This window comes from Idiomarina sp. OXR-189, from assembly GCF_034373425.1.
GTDB classification, from domain to species: Bacteria; Pseudomonadota; Gammaproteobacteria; order Enterobacterales; family Alteromonadaceae; genus Idiomarina; species Idiomarina zobellii.
This window is the reverse complement of record NZ_CP139706.1, coordinates 402,285-421,607: the sequence shown is the minus strand read 5'-3', so window position 1 is coordinate 421,607 and position 19,323 is coordinate 402,285. Positions and strand designations below refer to the sequence as shown.

The following is a 19,323-nucleotide window of genomic DNA, read 5'->3' as shown; positions in this document are numbered from 1 at the left end:
AACCTACATCATTACCACGTCAAATTGCTCTTGATTATACAGAGGTTCAGTCTGTACTGTAATTTGACGTGAAACAAACAGTTCAAGTTCAGCCAATGCATGAGATTCTTCGTTGACTAAGGCATCGCTGACTTTAGCTGACGCGTACACAACGAACTTATCGGCCTCATAGGCTTTATGTACCCGGACAATCTCTCGCATAATTTCATAGCAGACGGTTTCTACTGTTTTCATGGTGCCGCGCCCCTGGCAAACCGGGCATTCCGAGCACAGCACATGCTCGAGACTCTCGCGGGTGCGCTTACGAGTCATCTCAACAAGCCCCAGCGTGGTAAAACCGTTAATAGTGGTTTTTGCCCGGTCTTTAGACAAGGCAAGCTCAAGGCTATGTAAAACCCGACGTTTATGCTCTTCGTCGCGCATATCGATGAAATCGATAATGATAATACCGCCCAAATTACGCAGTCGTAGCTGCCGGGCAATTGCCTGCGTTGCTTCTATGTTGGTGTTGAATATGGTTTCTTCGAGGTTTCTGTGACCAACAAAAGCACCGGTATTGATATCAATAGTGGTCATCGCCTCGGTTTGATCAATAATCAACGATCCGCCGGATTTTAAATCAACACGGCGATCGAGCGCGCGCTGCATTTCATTTTCAATATCGAACAAATCGAAAATAGGCCGGTCACCAGTGTAGTACTCAAGTACACTGGTTAATTCTGGAATAAAGTCTTTCGTAAAGGTTTTGAGAGTGTCAAAAGTGACTTTTGAGTCGACCCTAATGCGCTCTATTTCTTCACCGACAAAGTCTCGTAACACACGGCATGACAGGTTCAGGTCTTCGTACAGCATGCCAACTTTACGCTGACTTTTCTTGCGCGTTTTAATTTTTTCCCAAAGCCGAAAAAGGAAGTCTGCGTCGCTTTTTAATGACTGTTCGGACGCGCCTTCCGCCGCAGTACGAACGATAAACTTACCGTCGTCAGTGCTGACCGATTCCGCAATTTCCTTGAGGCGATCTCGTTCTTCACCTTCTTCAATACGCTGTGAAACACCCACATGGTCACTTTTCGGCATAAACACCAGGTAACGGGACGGTAATGTAATGTCCGTCGTTAGCCGCGCCCCTTTCGTGCCTAAGGGGTCTTTGACAACCTGCACCATAATTTGCTGGCCCTGATGAACCAGCTCGGTAATGCTTCTTTCCGGGCGGTCAGGCTGAGGTATGTCGTCACCATCAACTTGCACGACAATGTCGGATGCGTGTAAGAAGGCGGCTTTATCTAAACCAATATCGATGAACGCCGCCTGCATGCCCGGCAAAACACGAGACACCTTGCCCATGTAGATATTACCCACCAGACCACGTTTCGCCTGTCGCTCAATATGAACTTCCTGCAAAATACCGTTTTCAACAAGAACCACCCGCGTTTCTGTCGGGGTGACGTTCATAAGAACTTCAACGCTCATCTCAACCACCTGTTACTTCGAACATGCGAAGTAATTGCTCTGTTTCATATAAGGGTAAGCCAACCACCGCAAAGTAGCTACCTTCAATGCGCTTTACGTATTTGCCGCCGTAGCCCTGAATACCATAACCACCGGCTTTATCTTGTGGCTCGCCAGTTGCCCAATAACTCTCTATATCGTCGTCTGCCAATGCGGCGAACTCAACTTTCGTGGTAATAAGTGCTGACTCACTCGCCACTAAACACTGCCCACTCCAGTGACAAACAGCAACCGATGTCAGCACATCGTGGGTACGTCCAGACAATTGACGCATCATCTTTTGGAAATGCTCAAAATCCAACGGCTTTTCCATGACGTCTTGGTCGCATCGAATCAGTGTGTCTGAGCCAATGACCAAGCATTCATCGGGCTGTCGTTTGGCTACGGCTAACGCTTTGTCGTTGGCTAGCCGCAATACATAGTCCTCGGGGTCTTCACCGTTAGTGCGACTTTCTTCTATATCGGGCACATCGCAGTCGAATGGGCGATGCAGAAAGTGTAAGAGTTCACGTCGGCGGGGGGACGAAGACGCCAGTACAATGCGCATTATGACACTCCAAACTGACGGCGTACTTTTCGTAATAACGGGAATACCCAGAGCCAAAAAACCGCCGAGGTAGGTACCGGCCAAAAATAGGATAAAGTGAACTCTGCGTCATGTAGGAATACATTAGCTTCAAAGACAATGAACCGCTTTAACAGTATAAGAACCGCAATAACAACAGCTTGCTGAATCAATGCAAAATTTCTAAGGCGTTGAAAGTTTCTGGCCGCAAGATAGGCAACAACGACCATGCCAAGTGCGTGAACACCAACAATAGAACCAAGCAATACATCGCTTAATACGCCAAGAATAAGCGCGGTTCCTATGCTGACGCGGTGTGGCAAAGCAATAATCCAGTAAAGCATGACCAAAGTCACCCAGTCTGGACGGAACACGTCAAAAGTCGCCGGCATGGGCATGACCATTAATGTTAGCGCAATGACATAGGTGACGAGTAAAGTCACTATTCCTGGCTTCACAACCTTCATTCATCGTCCTCGTAAATCGGTTGCAGCTCGCTTTCACTCGGCCATAACAGTAAGACATTTCTGACTCTGTCCAAGGCGCTCACCGGATCAGCAAAAACAGTAGCGAACGGCAGTGACTCATCTCTCACTATGCTGGCAATACGCGCTACGGGGTACCCCTCCGGAAACACGCCACCTAATCCTGAAGACATCAGTAAGTCGCCTTCTCGCAGCTCTGTACTATGAGGTATAAACATGAGTTCTAACCGACCTATGTCGCCGGTACCCTGAGCCAGAGCACGAATATCGTTTCTTTCTGATCGTAATGAAATAGCATGGCTTTGATCGGAGATAAGCAGAACCCTGGCAGTATTTCCGCCAACATCTTGTACTTGTCCAATAATACCGCTGCTGTCGAGCACTGGTTGGCCTTCGTAGACACCGCTTAAAGTGCCTTTGTTAATAACCAGCTGCTGAGAAAATGGTTCGGACGCCACTGCAATGACCTCAGCAACCATGCGGCGAGCAGACTCCCGCGCGTCCGAGCCCAGTAGCTCTCTAAGGCGGCGGTTTTCATTCTGTAGAAACTGCAGCTGTTGCTGTTGGCCTTGAAGTTTTAATATCCGCTGTTTTAACGCTTTGTTTTCCGCGCTTAACTGGTCGGTGGTTTTTACTGACTCAGAAAAGTTATCCAACAGTTGCTCGGGAAGTATCGCTAAATACTGGACGGGAGCAACTAATGAATTCAGAAACACGCGAACAGGCTGCATGGCTTGCAACCGGTGATCAATAAATATGAGCAGAAACGAACAGGCTAGTGCGAGCACTAGCCTGGAGAGTAAAGACGGGCCGCGGACAAACAGCGTTTTCATGATTTACTCATAACTGAATAAATCACCGCCGTGCATGTCGATCATTTCTAATGCTTTACCACCACCACGCGCTACACAGGTAAGCGGGTCATCAGCAATAATTACCGGAATGCCTGTTTCTTCGACAAGCAGGCGATCTAAATCTTTTAATAGCGCGCCACCACCGGTTAACACCATACCGCGCTCTGAAATATCAGACGCGAGCTCTGGCGGTGACTGCTCTAGCGCGACCATAACCGCACTCACAATACCCATGAGCGGCTCTTGTAACGCTTCTAGAATTTCATTGCTGTTCAGTGTAAAGGAGCGTGGTACACCTTCAGCTAGGTTACGACCCCGCACTTCAATTTCCTTCAGCTCTTCGCCCGGGAACGCTGAACCAATTTCATGTTTAATGCGCTCTGCGGTAGCATCACCAATCAGTGCGCCAAAGTTGCGACGGACATAACTGATAATAGCTTCGTCGAACTTATCACCACCAATGCGAACAGATGACGAATAAACCACACCGTTCAGTGAGATAATAGCGACTTCGGTTGTACCGCCACCAATATCAACCACCATGGAACCGGTTGCCTCGGATACAGGCAAACCAGCACCAATCGCTGCCGCCATTGGTTCATCAATTAAGTACACTTCACGTGCGCCCGCGCCCAACGCTGATTCACGAATCGCACGGCGTTCTACCTGGGTTGAACCACACGGAACACACACTAAAACTCGCGGGCTTGGACGGAAGTAATGGCTGTCGTGGACTTGCTTAATAAAGAACTGAAGCATTTTTTCGCATACATAAAAGTCTGCGATAACACCGTCTTTCATTGGGCGAATAGCACGAATATTGCCTGGAGTACGACCTAACATTTGCTTAGCGGCTGAACCAACTGCAGCAATCGATTTGGGGCCGCCTGAGCGCTCCTGTCGAATAGCGACAACCGAAGGCTCATTCAAGACAATACCTTCGTCTTTAACGTAAATAAGAGTGTTGGCGGTACCAAGGTCAATTGATAAATCGTTTGAAAAAAGGCCGCGAATTTTTTTAAACATGAAGCGGTATATCCCTACTTATAAAGCTAACAGAGTGACAGCAAAGAACACAGTAAGTACTTACTGCGCTCTTACAACACGGAATCCAATGTAGTTAGAGTTAAAATCTGCCGGAAGTTCCATTTTTGTAGAAACTCGGGCAAGACTTGGCGTAAAGTTCCACGCACCGCCTTTCACAACGACACCATCGTCAGTTTGCGCCCACTCCCAGACATTACCAACGGTATCAAATAATCCCCAAGGATTACGGTGGAAACTGGCCACTGGCGCAGGACGTTGATTAGACCAGTCAGAGCCACAGTTGCGGCAGTTTGCCTTACCAAAACCAACATCGTTACCCCACCAAAAGTCCGTCTCAGTTCCGGCACGAGCGGCATATTCCCACTCTGCTTCGGTTGGTACGCTGTATTTAAAACCGCTTTTCGTTGTCAGCCAGTCAGCATAAGCTTTCGCATCGTTGTAGCTTACGCATACAACCGGTGAGTTATCAGACTGTTTGTAGCCAGGGTTCTTCCAGCTGAGCTTTTCGTTAAACTCAGGACGCCCATTTTTAAGTGTTGCACAAGTTCCGCGTTTCTCAGCATCGGTTACATAGGCAGTGTCTTCAACAAAGTCTCTAAAATGCTTAACAGTAATTTCCGTATCTGAAATACCTAATGCATTGGGAATTTCACGGGTTTCCGCTGGGCGCTCATTGGGTAAACCATTGCCAATTAAATCACCCATCTTGAACTTACCGGCCGGCACCACAACAAGTTCCGGGCCTCGAACGTCACGATATAAAATATCCTGGATTTTCTCGCCGCGAGTAAATGAGTACTCAGACTTTTCCAAGTCCGCTCGAATAGACATAGCGTCTTTTAGGCGAATTTTTTCTGCATAAGCTGAGTAGCCATATTTCAGAACTTCAACTTCATGCTCGCCACCTGGCAACATAACTTCGATAGGTGTCGAACCATAACTAACACCATCAATGATAACTTCATCGTCGTATACGTTTGAGCGTATGGTTAACGGGTGCATGACGGAGCTATCAACCGTTTCTTCATCACCCGCCTGCAACTCCCCCGGCCGTTGCTCCGTTGCACAATAACGCATGTCTACGCCAAGCAGTGTACATGCCTGACTTTGAGGTAACTGACCACGAAGTTCTACCGCTAACTTAACACCGTAATTACCAGCACCGCTAAAGCCGTTGCTAATAGTTTTTGAACCTAAAATTTGAACATTCGGGCTGGCTTTTTCTAAGTTCTCACGTGCAAGTGAAGACTCACTCAGGCTTGCCAGAATCTCATCAAGGTATTGCTTAGACGCTTTCTGCTTTGCCATTAACTTACCGCGATTCTCACACTGCCCCAGCGTTTCATTTCTGTCACAGCTAATCGACTGGCTGACTTCAAGGTCACCTGAACGATTGAACTCGTCTTCAAGGCGGTCAACACGTGCAATATTACGTTGCTCTTTTAACGTTTCAATTTCGTTAATTAGGCTATGTTTACTAACTCGAGCCTCTTCCACTTCTTTTGATTTTTGGTTCACCAAGCTGACTTGTTGTTTTATGTCTTCTTTATTTTGCTGATGAGCCATAACCGCTTGCTTATACGCTTCCTGAGCGCCAGCGATATCAATGGTAGGATCTTCCACTAAGCGTTGATAGCGGTCATTCATTTCCGCCAGTGCAGACTCTCTTTTCTGCTCAAGTTCGTTATTTCGCTCGCGCAGACTCTGCAGCTTTTCCCTAAGCTCCCGTTCTTCTTGCTGAAGTTGATTCACGGTACCGGAAAAGTTTTCAAAGTCGCTCTCTAGCGTCGAAATTTGATTTGTAATTTCTTCGACGGTCATCTCTTGCTGAGCAAGAGCCGTCGAGGCGAGAGTCAATGTAGAGGCCATAATTAAGGCCAGTCGAGCCAATCGCATCATGTTTCCATTCCAAGCTTGAAAAAATAACAAAGCGGCGTAAAAGCCAAAGCCGTCATCGCGCTATCGTTATTGTAATAATAATGAACGTTCGTCAACGTCGCGCATTTTTTGTTTAAACTCTGCTTTATGCTATTTGCTTGTTAACAAAAGAGCAAGAGGCATTGTCACCGAATTGTCGATTATTCGTTAAAAGAATACTACCATCCTAACTCACGCCAGTAAATCTGGCGATCGCGGCCTCGGTAAATACCGAAGGTTCCTTCAGCTCTTGGGTTGTCAGTATAGTCACTACCGTCTTCAACCTCGCCATCATTATATGGCCAGTCATATTTTAGATAACTTGGGACCTCTAACTCAAAAGTAAAACTGTAGGGCTCATCAGTAATGGCCGCATCCCAGCGTAATAAATTGTTGATATTAGCTGAGGAAGGGCTTACGTTTCCATTTTCTGCGCTGGCTGTTGAAATTGGGATAATTTTCGTCGGTTCCAATGGCCCCTCAACAAAGCTATGCGCATCATTAGCAAGTGTCTCACAATTATCTTTTCGGTTTTGAACGAAGGCAGCCCCATCCCAATATTCTAGAGAACCAGCAATTGGCATGACATCATCCATCGCCGCGTAAGTGTCCTGAAGGTTTAATCGACCATAGTAAAGGTTTGCTGAGTCTAACTCCGCCGCTCCGTTCGATGCTGGCAAAATACTATTTTGAAGCGTTGAGTAAAAGTTTCCATCTTCTTGGTCATCCAGCTGCCACCCCAGAATGTAATCTTTAAATGGGCCATCGGGTTCTCCTGAACTTAAGCGGGACACGGTTACCGAAGCAGTCCCTGTAAACTGACCTACACCCTCGCCCCACTCCCAGACACCGTTATAACTGACGGCGTGATCAACGAGTTGGTTCCCAGACGAGTCATAGGCGTAAAATAGCGGCTCGGCTTTTGCTAATGACCCATTGTAATTCCGAGTTGGATCTCCGGATGCATTAACCGCTCGAGCTGACAGCTCTATAGGTTGCGCCTGCCCCATGTAGTAAAAATCAGTGCATGAGCCGGTAAACTTAGTTGTGATGGGCTCAAATTCATAGGGGATAAAACGCCCGATAATATGTTCTGTTGTTACTGAGCCCGTACCTAAATAATCTCCGTCAACAAGTATCGCTTTAACCTTAGCGCTTCCGACTTCGGAATAGGTGATGGAGTCATTTTCAAAGCGTATGCTGCCGATATTTTGCCTTAAAAAGTCAGCTGAATTAGTTAATTTTCCTGGCTCTGTTGCGGGCAGTACTGCCGGAACGGTATCTTCGTCGTCAGGCCCGTCTTCAATTCCTAGCGACTCTTGAGGTGTTTCACGCCCAAAATTTGGCGTAACCTGATCACCAGTATTTAATGCCTGCAGTGCCACAAAGAACGGTTCTCCGGCTTTCGCTAAGATATCACCACTATAGCTACTCACTGTTTCCATACCGATGCTAGCAGGCTTATAAACAAACTCGTTCGATACGCCTTCAATCACCTTGCCGTTTGGTAGTTGCGCTTTTGCGCGCAGGTTCACTTTACCCGCATCACCATACTGAACCTCTAGCGCTTGCTGGCCAGCCTGAAAATCGGCGGTTACTGGAGTCCAGCCAGTAAATCCACCGGCGCCATCGTCCTGTAGCTCATTAAGAAGCGTATATTCTTCATTGGGCGTTTTCGCGGACATTTGCGCATACGGAAACTCATTAAAGTCGCTGCAACTGCCTGGGTTAACACAGTGCATGCCCATCTCTACCTGGTTAACTTGCTCAGCAACGACCTCACACGCTTGTGTGTTGTCGTTGGTACGCACAACCGACAGATTGGCAGGGAAACTATCTCCTGATGTCTGTGTGTCTATAAAATCAAATTTCAGACCAGTGTCATTAAAGGTAATTGAACAGTCCGAGCTAAAGTTCCCGTTTATATAACACTGAGTCGGATTCAACGCTCCCGGTGTGGTTTGTATGTCGTCTATAGCAAGAGTGTAAGTGCCTGCTTCGGTCTGACTTAACTGCGTGGTGGCTGCCGGTGATGCTGCTACCGGATTTTGACTCCAGTCTCCGGCACTATCCGACAAGAAGACAGAACTTGAGACTGGGGAGTAACTTGAGCAGGAGGCGTCGGCGCAAGATTCAACGGTTACCTCTGCCGCTTCACAGGTCAGTGCTGGACTTGAATAGGACAAACGATAATGATGGGGCGCAACTACCGGTGGGTCGACGTCTCCGGCTTCACAGAAGTTACCGCCATCGAGCGGCTCGGCGGGTGAACGATACTCAATGCTAGGCGCAAAAAAACCAAAGGAACCATATGCGGAGGCTTGTCCATCAAGACTTAAGCCGCCTTCTACTACTGTCCTGAACCAAGGCAAGATACTGCGTTCAAAGTACAGGTTACCACTTACGTATAGAAACCCGTTTATTTCAACATCGCGTTCTAGATACAAGTCACCTGTGACAATCAAAATCAGCTCATTTGCGTTGCCATTGGTATTAATTCTGCGTCCAGATTGAATAGTTAAGTCGCCATCAATATAAACTCGGGAGGTTTGGCCGTTCGTCGAGTAGTTAGCGCCAACGTCCCCGAAGTCACCAACACGCAAGTAATCTGTTGGCTGCAGAATCTCAGGTAACTGAGAGTTAAGCGCTCGATCGGGTAAGTCAAACGGAAGCGGTGAGTTATTAATAGGACTAAAGCCTTGCGGCCACACCTCGGAACATTGTGGTCTAGTGTCGGCGCAAGGACGCGTCGTCAACATTAAGTTCAAGACATCGTCAGTAGACATGACTCCATCGCTAATAAACACTTCATCTAACTCACCGTAAAAACTGTTAGATGCAGTTGATTGTCCACCTATAAATAAATTATTACTAACGCTATTTAAGTTACGATTCCCATTAAATGAGCGTTGACCTATCAGGTTCCCATCGATAAAAATTTGAAGTCGCCTATCATCTCGACTGTAGGTTGCCGCTACGTGATGCCACGTATCATCCAGCAGCTGCGTGCCGCCCTCTGACTGATTTCCTGCTTCGACATTCACAATAGCGCCATTACGTAAGCGAATTTCGAAATAGATACCGCCGCCGTCTGACGTGTCCTGTCTATAAACTTCAAAACGCCCAGCAGAAGATTCAGTCGGCCCATCGCCAACCATTAGCAATGTTTGATAACTTTCACTTTGGTTCTGTAAGCTCGCATCACCTTTAAACCAAAAAGCTATGGATATTGAGTCAGCTTGAGTTATTTCTGTCGCGTTTGGCACTTGAACAACGTTATCGCCACTAAACTTGCCATAACGGCAGGTGCCAAGTTCAGCATCGATAGCGGGGGCGAACCCAGAAGTTGACGCATTACGAAGCGCCTGACCATTATAGTTATTACCTGATTGATCGATGACTTCGCCAGTACTACCAGTCCAGTTCAACTCATCAAAATACCAATAACCTATAGGCTCTATTGTGGGAGTTCCCGGAGAGCCAGAGCAAGGGCCTATATTGTCGTTTATATCGCAGGTTTCGCCTTGAACACTTCCGTCACCAGAAACATCTGGCGCGTTCACATATCCTGTAACAACACTGTCTTCATCGATCTCAACTTTCGCGTCAGCATTAATGTTTCCGTCTATTGTCACATTTTCATCAATGCTTACTTTTTTACCAGCTATTATATTTCCAGTGAGCTGTGAGTCCTCATCTATAGTTACTTTTCCACCTGCCGTTAAGTTGCCGGTTATTTCACTGCTTTCTTCAAAAGTAATATGTCCATCACTGTCAATACTGCCGTTAAAAATGACACTCTCATCGGCTTTGAAGTTTCCAGTCACATCAAATATTAAATTTAATGGGTTTCCCCCCTTATTAATTTCGACGTCTTCATCTAGTGATACGTTCCCGGTCACGTTTACAACGACCTGAACTCCGCCAGATATGACAAGCTTATCGTCCTCATCAAAAGAGAGGTTGCCAGAGCATGTGTAGTTATTACCGCTTTTCGTACAGTTTGGTAAGTCATCACCGGGTAACTGATAATTCCTGGCACTCACGTCCGTAGTGAATAACACCAAGATACCGAAAACCAAAAAAAACACTCGCTTTAGCATCATTTAGTTCTCTAACCTGGTTTCAATTTGTAATTGACGTGACGCTTGTTGTGAACCTGTCGTACACATACCATCTGCGGTGATAACAACATGGGTGTACGTAGTATTGGATTCGTCGGTATAATCCTCACTGTCACAACTAATAGTGGCGCTACACTGTTCAAGGCCTTTATTCCCTGCAAAGCTATATACGGTGCCATCAACGCCGCAGCTAGTATCAGGCGAGCTATCTAAAGGATAAACCGTCATCATCCCTTGTTCCAAACCTGACTGAGCAGCTAAATAGCTGCGCGCACCGAGCACTTCGATGACTACACTCTCAGAGGAGGTTCTCAGCAAGCTTGCCAGCGCCGCAACCAGTCCTCCGAGCACGACAATCACAAACACCGCGATAACTAAGGTGTTGCCTCGTTGTCTATTTATAGGGTTTAAAGGGTTGTTATGGCGCATTGGGAATGTGCACCTCGCGATAATAGAAAACTTGTTCTTCTGCATTTTCACCAAACTGAAGCTCTATGGTGACAATATTATTACTTTGCTGATTATTAGCGGTTACGTCAAAGGGTTCGTCAGAGCTCACCCCTGTCGCCATCAAGTATCCGCTCGTCCACTCGGTTTGAGCTTGACTCCATCCGTAATCACTGACTCTAAATAGATTCCCTGCACTTAAACAAAAACTCACTGGCGTGCTGCCAATGTAGGCTCGCTTTAAAGGAGACTCTTTAGCGAATTGACTGTCTGCCTCCAATGTTAATAGGCTTTCGACACTATTAAAGGAATTGATACCAGCAATATTCACGTATCGCTGAGGGTTGTTCGCATAGATAAAATTAGGCTGCGTTGCGTATATAAATACGCGCTCATTACCGTCGAGAGTCCAGTTAATATTGCCAACATCAGGGCTCCCTGCAAAAGTGACCAATGTCATTTCATTAGATGAGTCTGGGCGAATCGGTGTGTCGTAGTAGGTTCCCGCAACCTTCGCAGGAACGAACTCAATGCAGTCACCACTCACACGCACACTATTGGGGACCGCCCCTCGAACTTCCCGGGTCAGGCGTTCAATAGCAAAGCGGCTTTTCTCTATGGTCTGCAAGCGTTCAGAGCCCGTGCTGAACATTTGTGCGCCAATCCCCACAAATTGAAAGCTAAAACCAGCAACTATCGCCAGTAAGACAATGACGATGACGAGCTCTATTAAAGTGAAGCCTCTTTGCGCGCTCATCACCAGTTTCCTTTAATAGCGCTGAACTCAATACTTTCGTCCTGCGGTGTCGTTACTGTGACCGTAATGCTTTTTAATTCATTTGCAGCCTTTTCGGTAACACATACCAAGGCTTCAAAGCCGTTATAACGGTTGGGTGATGAACCGCTAAGCTCTGCACCAGTCAACTTCAAACCATTGTAGTCATCGACATCGTCAAACTGTTTACGTTGAGCTTCTTCTGCATTAGGTGTGCTTCCGTCACTGGGGCATGGTGCTGGTGTTGTACAACTTCCAGAGCCTTCAAAGCAACGTACATATTGGTTCCCGACATTGGAGTTTTCATCGAAGCGGCGCGCCATTATTTCATTCATCAAGCTTTGACCAACTTCAGTCGCTCTCACTTGTTGCCAGGGGTCAACACTTTGCCGAAACAGTTGACCTAAACCCGTTGTGACAACCAGCGTCACAATAGCGATGACGACAATGCCCGCAATAAGCTCAATGAGGGTGAAGCCTTGCTGCTGTTTATTGCGCACCAATAAAGCCCTCTTTATTAATGCCGATGGTGCGGCTGATGCCTGAGCTTTCAGTAATGGTTACTGTGCAACCACCATCGCAATCAAGCGTTGGTTGTCCGAGTGCATTAAAGCCTATAGTTATACCCGCAGGAGAAAACGCAATGTCATCTAAGTTGCTGAGTTGAAGGTTGTTATCTTCATTGTAAGGTGGGTTCCCTAACGTATTTTCTGTCACCGTCACGCTATAATCATTCGCCGTATCTTGCATAGCTTGCTGCTGCAAGGCTCGCAAAATACTCATAGCCTGTAAGCGAACGCTTTGGCTTTTCGTACCGGAGTCACTAATAAAAATGGGGCTGGCTGATACGGCTAGAATACCGATAATAACCAGTATGATGATGAGCTCGATGAGAGTGAAGCCTTGGGACTTCATAGTTGGCCTTAATTTGAAAGCTCGCAGCAGTTAGCTGCGAGCTCCTAAGATCGAATTAGCAGCCAGTCGTTACAGTACCAATAACTGGTTTTGTATCTTCATCCGCTGCAGCTGTGTAATACAGGTAGCACTCTGAATCCGTGCTACCGTCAGCGCTTGTTGTTAAATCTGCAGGAAAAATCACTAGGTCGCCATCTGTAACCGCAGTATTGCCACTCCAGCTAGCAGCAACTACATTTCCCCAATCTGCACTATCAACGTCAAGCGCGGCGTAAATTCCTGCAGCTGTAGCAGCTGGATAACCATATACCGTATCCACCGCAGGGTCAGTAATAGAGCCGCTAGCTTCATCGTCTGTGCCTGCAACTAAAGATTTGGCGTAAACCGTTTGGCTTGCTCCCTTAGCTGCTCCTTTTAACCCTTCGATAGTAGAAGTACGAGCATCTGTTGAAAAATTAATAAACTGAGGTGCGGCGGTTACGGCCAAAATCCCCAAAACTACAATGACAATGATCAGTTCGATCAGAGTAAAACCTTTTTGATTGCGCATAATTAAAACTCTCAGTTGTGATTTAAAAAAATTATTGGTTGTTGCTGTGAATACTCACGCCGCCATTACGTGGATTATAAACGAAAGCGTTGCCCAGTGTCAGATAATCATCACCAGATGGCGCATTCGCTTCATTTTTTATGGTGTTCGCCAAATAGTAAACACACATATCATTGCCCGTTGTGGAGTCTTGCGTTACATAGGTGAAGTAACGTGTTTCTTCCAGATTAGCAAAGTCTTCTGACACTGTCGGTGCGCCCTGCAAGATCGATTGCATGATACTCGCACAGTCAGCTGCCTGAATATTTTCATCGTGCGCAGCGTTATTATCGCCACTAACGGGGTACCCGGTATTGCCGTCGACATACAGCAATACCTGGTCCATAGACACTTCGGCGCCAGCGCCGTTAGAGGCCGCTCCTTTAGGACGCCCGCTCAGCTCCCATTCTCCACGCACAATACCAACGGCACTGGCAAAACCACCAGCTACGCCTTCTAGGGCGGCGTCTTCGGCATCGGAAGAAACATCTGTAAAGCGCGGAATAGCCGCCGCGGCCAATAAGCCGAGAATCACCACGACAATAATCAACTCTATAATGGTGAAACCCTGTTGTTTCTTCTGTCTATTGTGCATGTATCCACTCATAATTAGCCTCTGTAAATCCATTTTATAACAAGTTGTCAACAATGCCTACCGGCGTTTTTCTCGCTGTATGCGTCCTTGATCTGCATCAAACCGAAACCATGGTTTCTCATTAATGGCAAAGTAACAGCGATTTTCATCTTTTCTCGCACTTAGCGCACTAGCGGGTATTTCGCCACCTAACTTACGCCACAAGCCCAAGCAATCATTATCAACCGACGGCCATCCTTTATCATTCACCTTAATAAAACCTGCCGGCGAATCAGCATGTTCAAATAAAGCCACTGTCTTGGGCTTTCCTTGGCGCAACCATTCTGCCCGAACCAAACTGACGGCTTCTGAAAATGTCGACAGCGCGACGTCTTTCTCTGTTTCCCGCCAGTGCTGTGGCTCGTCAATAAGCAGCATTCTCACAGCAACCGCTGACAGAACCAAAAACACCGCTACGACCAGCACATTTTGCAGTCGCCGCAGACCTTTCCGCTCTTCAACGTCGTTTGCCGTCATTATTAACGCCCCTGGTAGGCACTCATCATGTCCCACATTGGCGTGAAAATACCTAGTGCCAGTATCAGCACCATCACCGCTACAACGGCTATCATCAGCGGCTCAATACGCGCTGTTAAGGTCTTCAGATCATAGTCTGTTTCGCGCTCATAATACTCAGCGACTTCCAACAGCAAAGTATCCACACGCCCGGTTTCTTCACCGACCGAAATCATCTGCAAGATCAAGGGCGTAAACAAGTTTGACTGTTTAGCCACCCGCGACAAATTCTCACCGCGCTCAATACCTCGACGCATTTCAATCACTCGATTTTCCATCCAGGCATTATCAACAGCTTCCGCAACCAACGACAGAGCTTGTGTTAGTGGTACGCCCGCTCCCAGCATGACAGAAAAGCTTCGTGCAAAACGTCCGAGCATGGCGCGGCGTAAAATAGACCCAATAACCGGCACTTTCAGTTTTAACGTGTCCCACATAAGTCGTCCGGGCGGGGTTTCTTTGTAATACCGCAAACCGAAAAAAGCGCCGACCATAAGCGCCAGCAACAATGGCCAATAGGCAACAAAAAACTGGGAGGACCCTAGCAGGGCTCGAGTTGCCCAGGGCAGCTCCACATTAAAACGTTCAAACATAGACGCAAACGTGGGGATAACGAAAATGTTCAATACAAACATTGCCACCACCAAAGCGATAAGCACAAAGCTGGGATAACGCGTTGCTGCTTTAATACGCTTACGGGTGTCTTGCTCGTTTTCTAAATAGACCGCTAACTGCTGAAACGACTCTTCCAATTGGCCAGTGTTTTCACCGACATGGACAATAGCAATAATAAGCCTTGGGAAAATGCCTTTATGCTTAGCCATGGCTGCCGACAAATTTCGGCCACGCTCGAGCTGTTCGTGAATGTCTTTCAGTGCCTTTCGCAAACGTTTATTTTGCGTGGTGTCTCCCAGCCCCTCTATAGCACGAAGCATGGGAATGCCCGCCTGCGTCAACGAGTACATTTGTCGACAAAATATAATAAGCTCTTCGAGTGAAACTTTAGGTTGCAAGGTATCAGCAACCTTTGCCTTTATGTTGTCCCAGCCCGGAAGCGCCGCGCTCGTTGGCGCACTTCGGTCTATGGCTATTGGCGTTAAGCCGCGTTTCATTAACGTATCGGCTGCACTGCGCTCGTCACCGGCTTCCACCGCGCCAGTTTGCAACTGACCTTGTTTGTCGCGGGCTCGGTAACGAAACTGCATTAAATGTTGTCCTCAACACTTTCCGCCAGGAACAAGACTTCCTCGACGGTAGTCACGCCCTGGCGCGCGTATTCTAATGCAACAGACGCCATCGACTGATACCCCGGATGCTTTTTAGCCGCGTGGGCAAAGGCTCTGGTGTCGTTGTCGCGCAGCGCATCCATCATTTCGCCATTCATCTCGAGAAGCTCAAACACACCAATACGTCCGTGATAGCCGGTATGGTTACAGTTCTGACAGCCTACGCCATGCTTAAACTCAAACTCGCTACTACCTTCAAGAAGGTGCTCCAACCACTGTTGTTCAGCCTCATCCGGCTGATAGCTTTGCTCACACTTTTCGCAGACTCGACGCACCAAACGCTGTGCTAATATGCCGCGTAGCGCTGCGGCTACCAGGTAAGACGGGGCTCCCATATCAATTAATCGCATGGCACTGGTTATGGCGTCATTGGTGTGCAACGTCGATAGAACCAAGTGCCCGGTGATAGAGCCTCGCAGCCCTATTTCTACGGTTTCATGGTCGCGCATCTCACCCACCATGATAATGTCGGGGTCCTGACGCAAGGTGGTTCTTAGCACTCGTGCAAAGTCGAGGCCTATCTTGTTGTTCACCTGAACCTGTGAAATACGGGGCAACCGATACTCCACCGGGTCTTCGACCGTAATGACTTTTTTCGCTTCCGTATTCAGCTCGCTGAGCGCACCATAAAGCGTGGTTGTTTTACCCGAGCCTGTAGGCCCAGTCACCAGCAACATGCCGTGGGGACGCTTAATTAACGACCGTACCCGCTTCAAGATATTGTCTGGCATACCGGTTTGCTCCAGCGACAACAATCCCGCGGACTGATCCAACAAACGCATGACGCATGACTCACCATATTGAGTCGGCATGGTCGACACACGCACATCAATATTGTGCTTGCGAATTTTCATGTTGAAGCGACCGTCCTGAGGCAAACGACGTTCGGAAATATCCAGCCCCGCCATCAGTTTTAACCGCAGCACCAGCGCATTGGCTATATTCGTTTCATCAAGTACGTTTTCCTGCAGCACACCGTCTATACGCTGGCGGATACGCAATTTGTTTTCATCGGGTTCTATATGAATATCCGATGCCCGAACCTGAACTGCATCTTCAAAAACAGACTGCAATAGCTTGGCTACGGTTGCTTCTTCACCCTCTTCGTCCAGGCTGAGTTGGCCTAGTTCAAACTCAGAGGTTTCTTCGTACTCATCCTGCAGCTGGCTGGCAAAGGTTTCTATTTCTTTTGTGCGGCGATAAAGGTTATCGAACGCGGTTAACAGTTCACCTTCAGGCACAACAGCCAACTCAACCTGCCGCGGTGCCAACAATTGGTTTATAGCATCAATAGACGATAAGTCCGCCGGATCACTCATTCCGACTAGGGCTTCACTGTCGTCTGCTTCAATAACTAACGCACGGTGGCGACGAGCCTGCACTTCCGGTAAAAGCTTAAAAGCCTCTGGGGGAATACGTCGCTCGGTAATACTCAACAACGGCAGTTTTAACTGTTGCGCCAGAAACTCCAACAGTTGCTGCTCGGTAATATAGCCAAGGTCGATTAGCGTCGCACCGAGCTTACGCCCGGTTTCGCGTTGCTTCTCCAGTGCTGTCTCCAGCTCTTTCTCGCTGATGATTTGCTCATGAACGAGTAAATCACCCAACCGCATTTTGAGGCGAGGACGTTTCATGGCTTACCTGCTGAATTTGCTTGTGCTGACAACGCAGCTATTTTTTGTTCGATAAATTGCCGGGTCGGCTCATGAGTCACGCGTTGAAGCGCCTGCTGGTAAGTACTTAAAGCGGCGTTACTCCCCTGTTGCTCTTGTGCGAGCGCCTTACCAACATACCAACGGCCTTCAGTGGGCTGCGCTTCTATCAGCCGTGTATAGGCTGTTTCTGCCACTTCATAATTACCTGTGTCTTGCGCCAACAAAGCAATTTTTTGCGAGTAGCCTGGCTTTTTATCCGCGCTAGGCCAGCTCTTTAACAAGACGTTTAGCGCCGCACCAGGTCTTGCTTCACGCTCCAAAATACGCGCACTCAGCATCCTAAAATCGGTATCTGTTCTGTCGCGCTGAAAACCGACTTCCAACGTTGCCAACGCATCAGTCACCTTATTACGACCGTATTGTAAAGCCGCCAATTGCTTACGCACTCGCTTATTGTCCGGTGTTACCGCTAGCGCTTGACGCCAGTATTCTTCCGCTTGGGTCAAACGCCCCTGCTGCTGTGCTTTTTCCGCTTTTTCAATGTTTTGTTGTGCGATCTCTTCAGGCGCTAATTCAACGGACTTCTTCACAAAGACGCCGTCATTGTCCGTATTACTTTTCTCTGCCTGCGCCGGCTCTTTTTCTATTGGTGCTTCTGCTAATTGTTTGGTTTGCTTAGGCGCAGGTTCTTTAACCTCATTCGCTTTATCCACTGAACTTGTTTCATCTGGGGTGACTGTTCGGCTCGCTAAAGCCCGACTCTCACCGCTAACCCTTTCAGGCTCACCGAGATTAGGGTTAACCTTGTCCTCACGTGGGCTGGTTTCAGCTAGCTGGCTTTGCGACTGCGTCGACTTCTGTTGAGCCGCTTCAGGCTGAGGCGATTGCACCCCTTCATAAACCGTCATTGTCTGGTTATCGTTCGCTGGCCAAAATGCAGCCCCGAGCGATATCCCCCCAATAGCAAGTGCAAGTATGACCCAAGGCAACTTCGATTTCGGCTCCGAGCGTTCAACAGCAGTACCGCCTGCGTCACGGTCGAATGGTTCCTGCCCGCGCTTATCGAGGTCTTTCAGGACTTTATTAATTAAACTCATAGCCCACCCTCAGTAATTTGCCAGTAGCCCATGACCGCGATTAACAGGCAAATTGCCGCAATACCAATACTTAAAGGCAGCCAACGCCCGGACTCTAGACGAGTGTCTTCCGTGTCTTTCACAGCGAACCTAAGGTCACGACTTGTCAATTTATGACGCCCCTCGCCGTAGGCCAGTAGCATCATTTTATGGCACAACATATTCACTAACCGTGGCACTCCGCGGCTACACCGATGAATGTGTTTAATTAAGTTCCAGTTAAAAATTGGCGTACCTTTGTAGCCCGCAACCTGCATGCGGTGCGCAATATAGTCCGCTGTTTCATCCGCGTTCATCGCCGTTAGCTTATGGGAAAAGCTGATACGTTGACGCAGTTGCCGAAAAGCTTTTTGAGATAAGCGTTCGTCGAGTTCCGGCTGACCTAATAAAACAATATGTACCAGTTTCCGGCGCTCTGTTTCTAAGTTCGACAATAGCCTTAATGCTTCGAGGCTTTCTTCCGGCAGTGCCTGCGCTTCGTCGATAATGATAACCACTGACTGGTCACTTTTGCTGATATCCAATAACCGCTGCTGTAATGCTCTGGCTAACTGCTGCTGATTACCGAGCTTGTCGGTCTCTACATCGAGCTCTTGTGCAATTGCCAACCTAAGCTCGGCAGGGTCAAGGTACGAGTCCGGAACATAAGCGGCTTTGAAGAAGTCCGGCATTTCATTAAGCAAGCGCCGACACAATAAGGTTTTTCCGGTGCCCACTTCGCCGGTGATTTTTATAAATCCCTCACCGGTTTTGAGCGCAGTTAAAACCACCTCAAAAGCCTCATGGTGACTTTTGAGATCGTAATAGAACTGCGTGTTCGGCGTTATAGTAAAAGGCAGTTCACGTAAGCCGTAGTGGTAAAGGTACAT

General features: G+C 47.8%; 18 protein-coding genes. All 18 read right to left on the bottom strand.

The annotated features are described in order from the left end of the window. Positions 1–3: 3 nt before the first annotated feature. Positions 4–1,470, bottom strand: a complete 1,467-nt coding sequence (rng, locus tag UM402_RS02030; RefSeq protein WP_058576773.1) for a ribonuclease G — start codon at positions 1,468–1,470, stop codon at positions 4–6. Between the two features lies 1 nt (position 1,471). Next, complete coding sequence (locus tag UM402_RS02025; protein ID WP_053953082.1) at positions 1,472–2,056, bottom strand: Maf family protein; 585 nt, start codon at positions 2,054–2,056, stop codon at positions 1,472–1,474. Then, positions 2,056–2,541 (bottom strand): rod shape-determining protein MreD, encoded by a 486-nt coding sequence (gene mreD, locus UM402_RS02020; RefSeq protein WP_058576772.1) that lies wholly within the window; start codon positions 2,539–2,541, stop codon positions 2,056–2,058. Before mreD ends, UM402_RS02025 begins: the two co-directional genes overlap by 1 nt. Next, a complete protein-coding gene (gene mreC / locus UM402_RS02015; RefSeq protein ID WP_058576771.1) occupies positions 2,538–3,392 on the bottom strand; it encodes a rod shape-determining protein MreC in 855 nt (284 codons plus the stop codon). Before mreC ends, mreD begins: the two co-directional genes overlap by 4 nt. A 3-nt stretch (positions 3,393–3,395) precedes the next feature. After that, a complete protein-coding gene (locus UM402_RS02010; RefSeq protein WP_058576770.1) occupies positions 3,396–4,439 on the bottom strand; it encodes a rod shape-determining protein in 1,044 nt (347 codons plus the stop codon). A 60-nt stretch (positions 4,440–4,499) separates the two neighbouring features. Continuing rightward, complete coding sequence (locus UM402_RS02005; RefSeq protein WP_058576769.1) at positions 4,500–6,359, bottom strand: formylglycine-generating enzyme family protein; 1,860 nt, start codon at positions 6,357–6,359, stop codon at positions 4,500–4,502. A gap of 197 nt (positions 6,360–6,556) precedes the next feature. Beyond that, a complete protein-coding gene (locus UM402_RS02000) occupies positions 6,557–10,483 on the bottom strand; it encodes a DUF6701 domain-containing protein (RefSeq protein ID WP_058576768.1) in 3,927 nt (1,308 codons plus the stop codon). Further along, complete coding sequence (locus UM402_RS01995; protein ID WP_058576767.1) at positions 10,484–10,930, bottom strand: hypothetical protein; 447 nt, start codon at positions 10,928–10,930, stop codon at positions 10,484–10,486. Beyond that, positions 10,920–11,705, bottom strand: a complete 786-nt coding sequence (locus tag UM402_RS01990) for a PilW family protein (RefSeq protein ID WP_058576766.1) — start codon at positions 11,703–11,705, stop codon at positions 10,920–10,922. Before UM402_RS01990 ends, UM402_RS01995 begins: the two co-directional genes overlap by 11 nt. Continuing rightward, positions 11,705–12,223, bottom strand: a complete 519-nt coding sequence (locus UM402_RS01985) for a type IV pilus modification PilV family protein (protein WP_058576828.1) — start codon at positions 12,221–12,223, stop codon at positions 11,705–11,707. Before UM402_RS01985 ends, UM402_RS01990 begins: the two co-directional genes overlap by 1 nt. Further along, positions 12,213–12,638 (bottom strand): prepilin-type N-terminal cleavage/methylation domain-containing protein, encoded by a 426-nt coding sequence (locus tag UM402_RS01980; protein WP_058576765.1) that lies wholly within the window; start codon positions 12,636–12,638, stop codon positions 12,213–12,215. Before UM402_RS01980 ends, UM402_RS01985 begins: the two co-directional genes overlap by 11 nt. Positions 12,639–12,693: 55 nt before the next feature. Next, positions 12,694–13,188 carry a type II secretion system protein gene (locus UM402_RS01975; RefSeq protein WP_058576764.1) on the bottom strand — a complete coding sequence of 165 codons (495 nt, stop codon included), beginning with the start codon at positions 13,186–13,188 and terminating at the stop codon, positions 12,694–12,696. A gap of 31 nt (positions 13,189–13,219) precedes the next feature. Further along, positions 13,220–13,834 (bottom strand): prepilin-type N-terminal cleavage/methylation domain-containing protein, encoded by a 615-nt coding sequence (locus UM402_RS01970; RefSeq protein WP_322295432.1) that lies wholly within the window; start codon positions 13,832–13,834, stop codon positions 13,220–13,222. A gap of 45 nt (positions 13,835–13,879) precedes the next feature. After that, entirely contained in the window at positions 13,880–14,338 is a 459-nt protein-coding gene (locus UM402_RS01965) for a hypothetical protein (protein ID WP_058576762.1), read from the bottom strand. Positions 14,339–14,340: 2 nt separating this feature from the next. After that, complete coding sequence (locus tag UM402_RS01960) at positions 14,341–15,582, bottom strand: type II secretion system F family protein (RefSeq protein ID WP_058576761.1); 1,242 nt, start codon at positions 15,580–15,582, stop codon at positions 14,341–14,343. After that, on the bottom strand, positions 15,582–17,297 hold the full coding sequence (locus UM402_RS01955; RefSeq protein ID WP_058576760.1) for a GspE/PulE family protein: 1,716 nt from the start codon (positions 17,295–17,297) through the stop codon (positions 15,582–15,584). Before UM402_RS01955 ends, UM402_RS01960 begins: the two co-directional genes overlap by 1 nt. Next, the gene (locus UM402_RS01950) at positions 17,294–18,415 is read right to left on the bottom strand and encodes a tetratricopeptide repeat protein (protein ID WP_058576759.1); all 1,122 of its coding nucleotides are present in this window, start codon (positions 18,413–18,415) and stop codon (positions 17,294–17,296) included. Before UM402_RS01950 ends, UM402_RS01955 begins: the two co-directional genes overlap by 4 nt. Beyond that, the gene (locus UM402_RS01945; protein WP_053953097.1) at positions 18,412–19,323 is read right to left on the bottom strand and encodes an ExeA family protein; all 912 of its coding nucleotides are present in this window, start codon (positions 19,321–19,323) and stop codon (positions 18,412–18,414) included. The genes UM402_RS01950 and UM402_RS01945 overlap by 4 nt, the downstream gene beginning before the upstream one ends.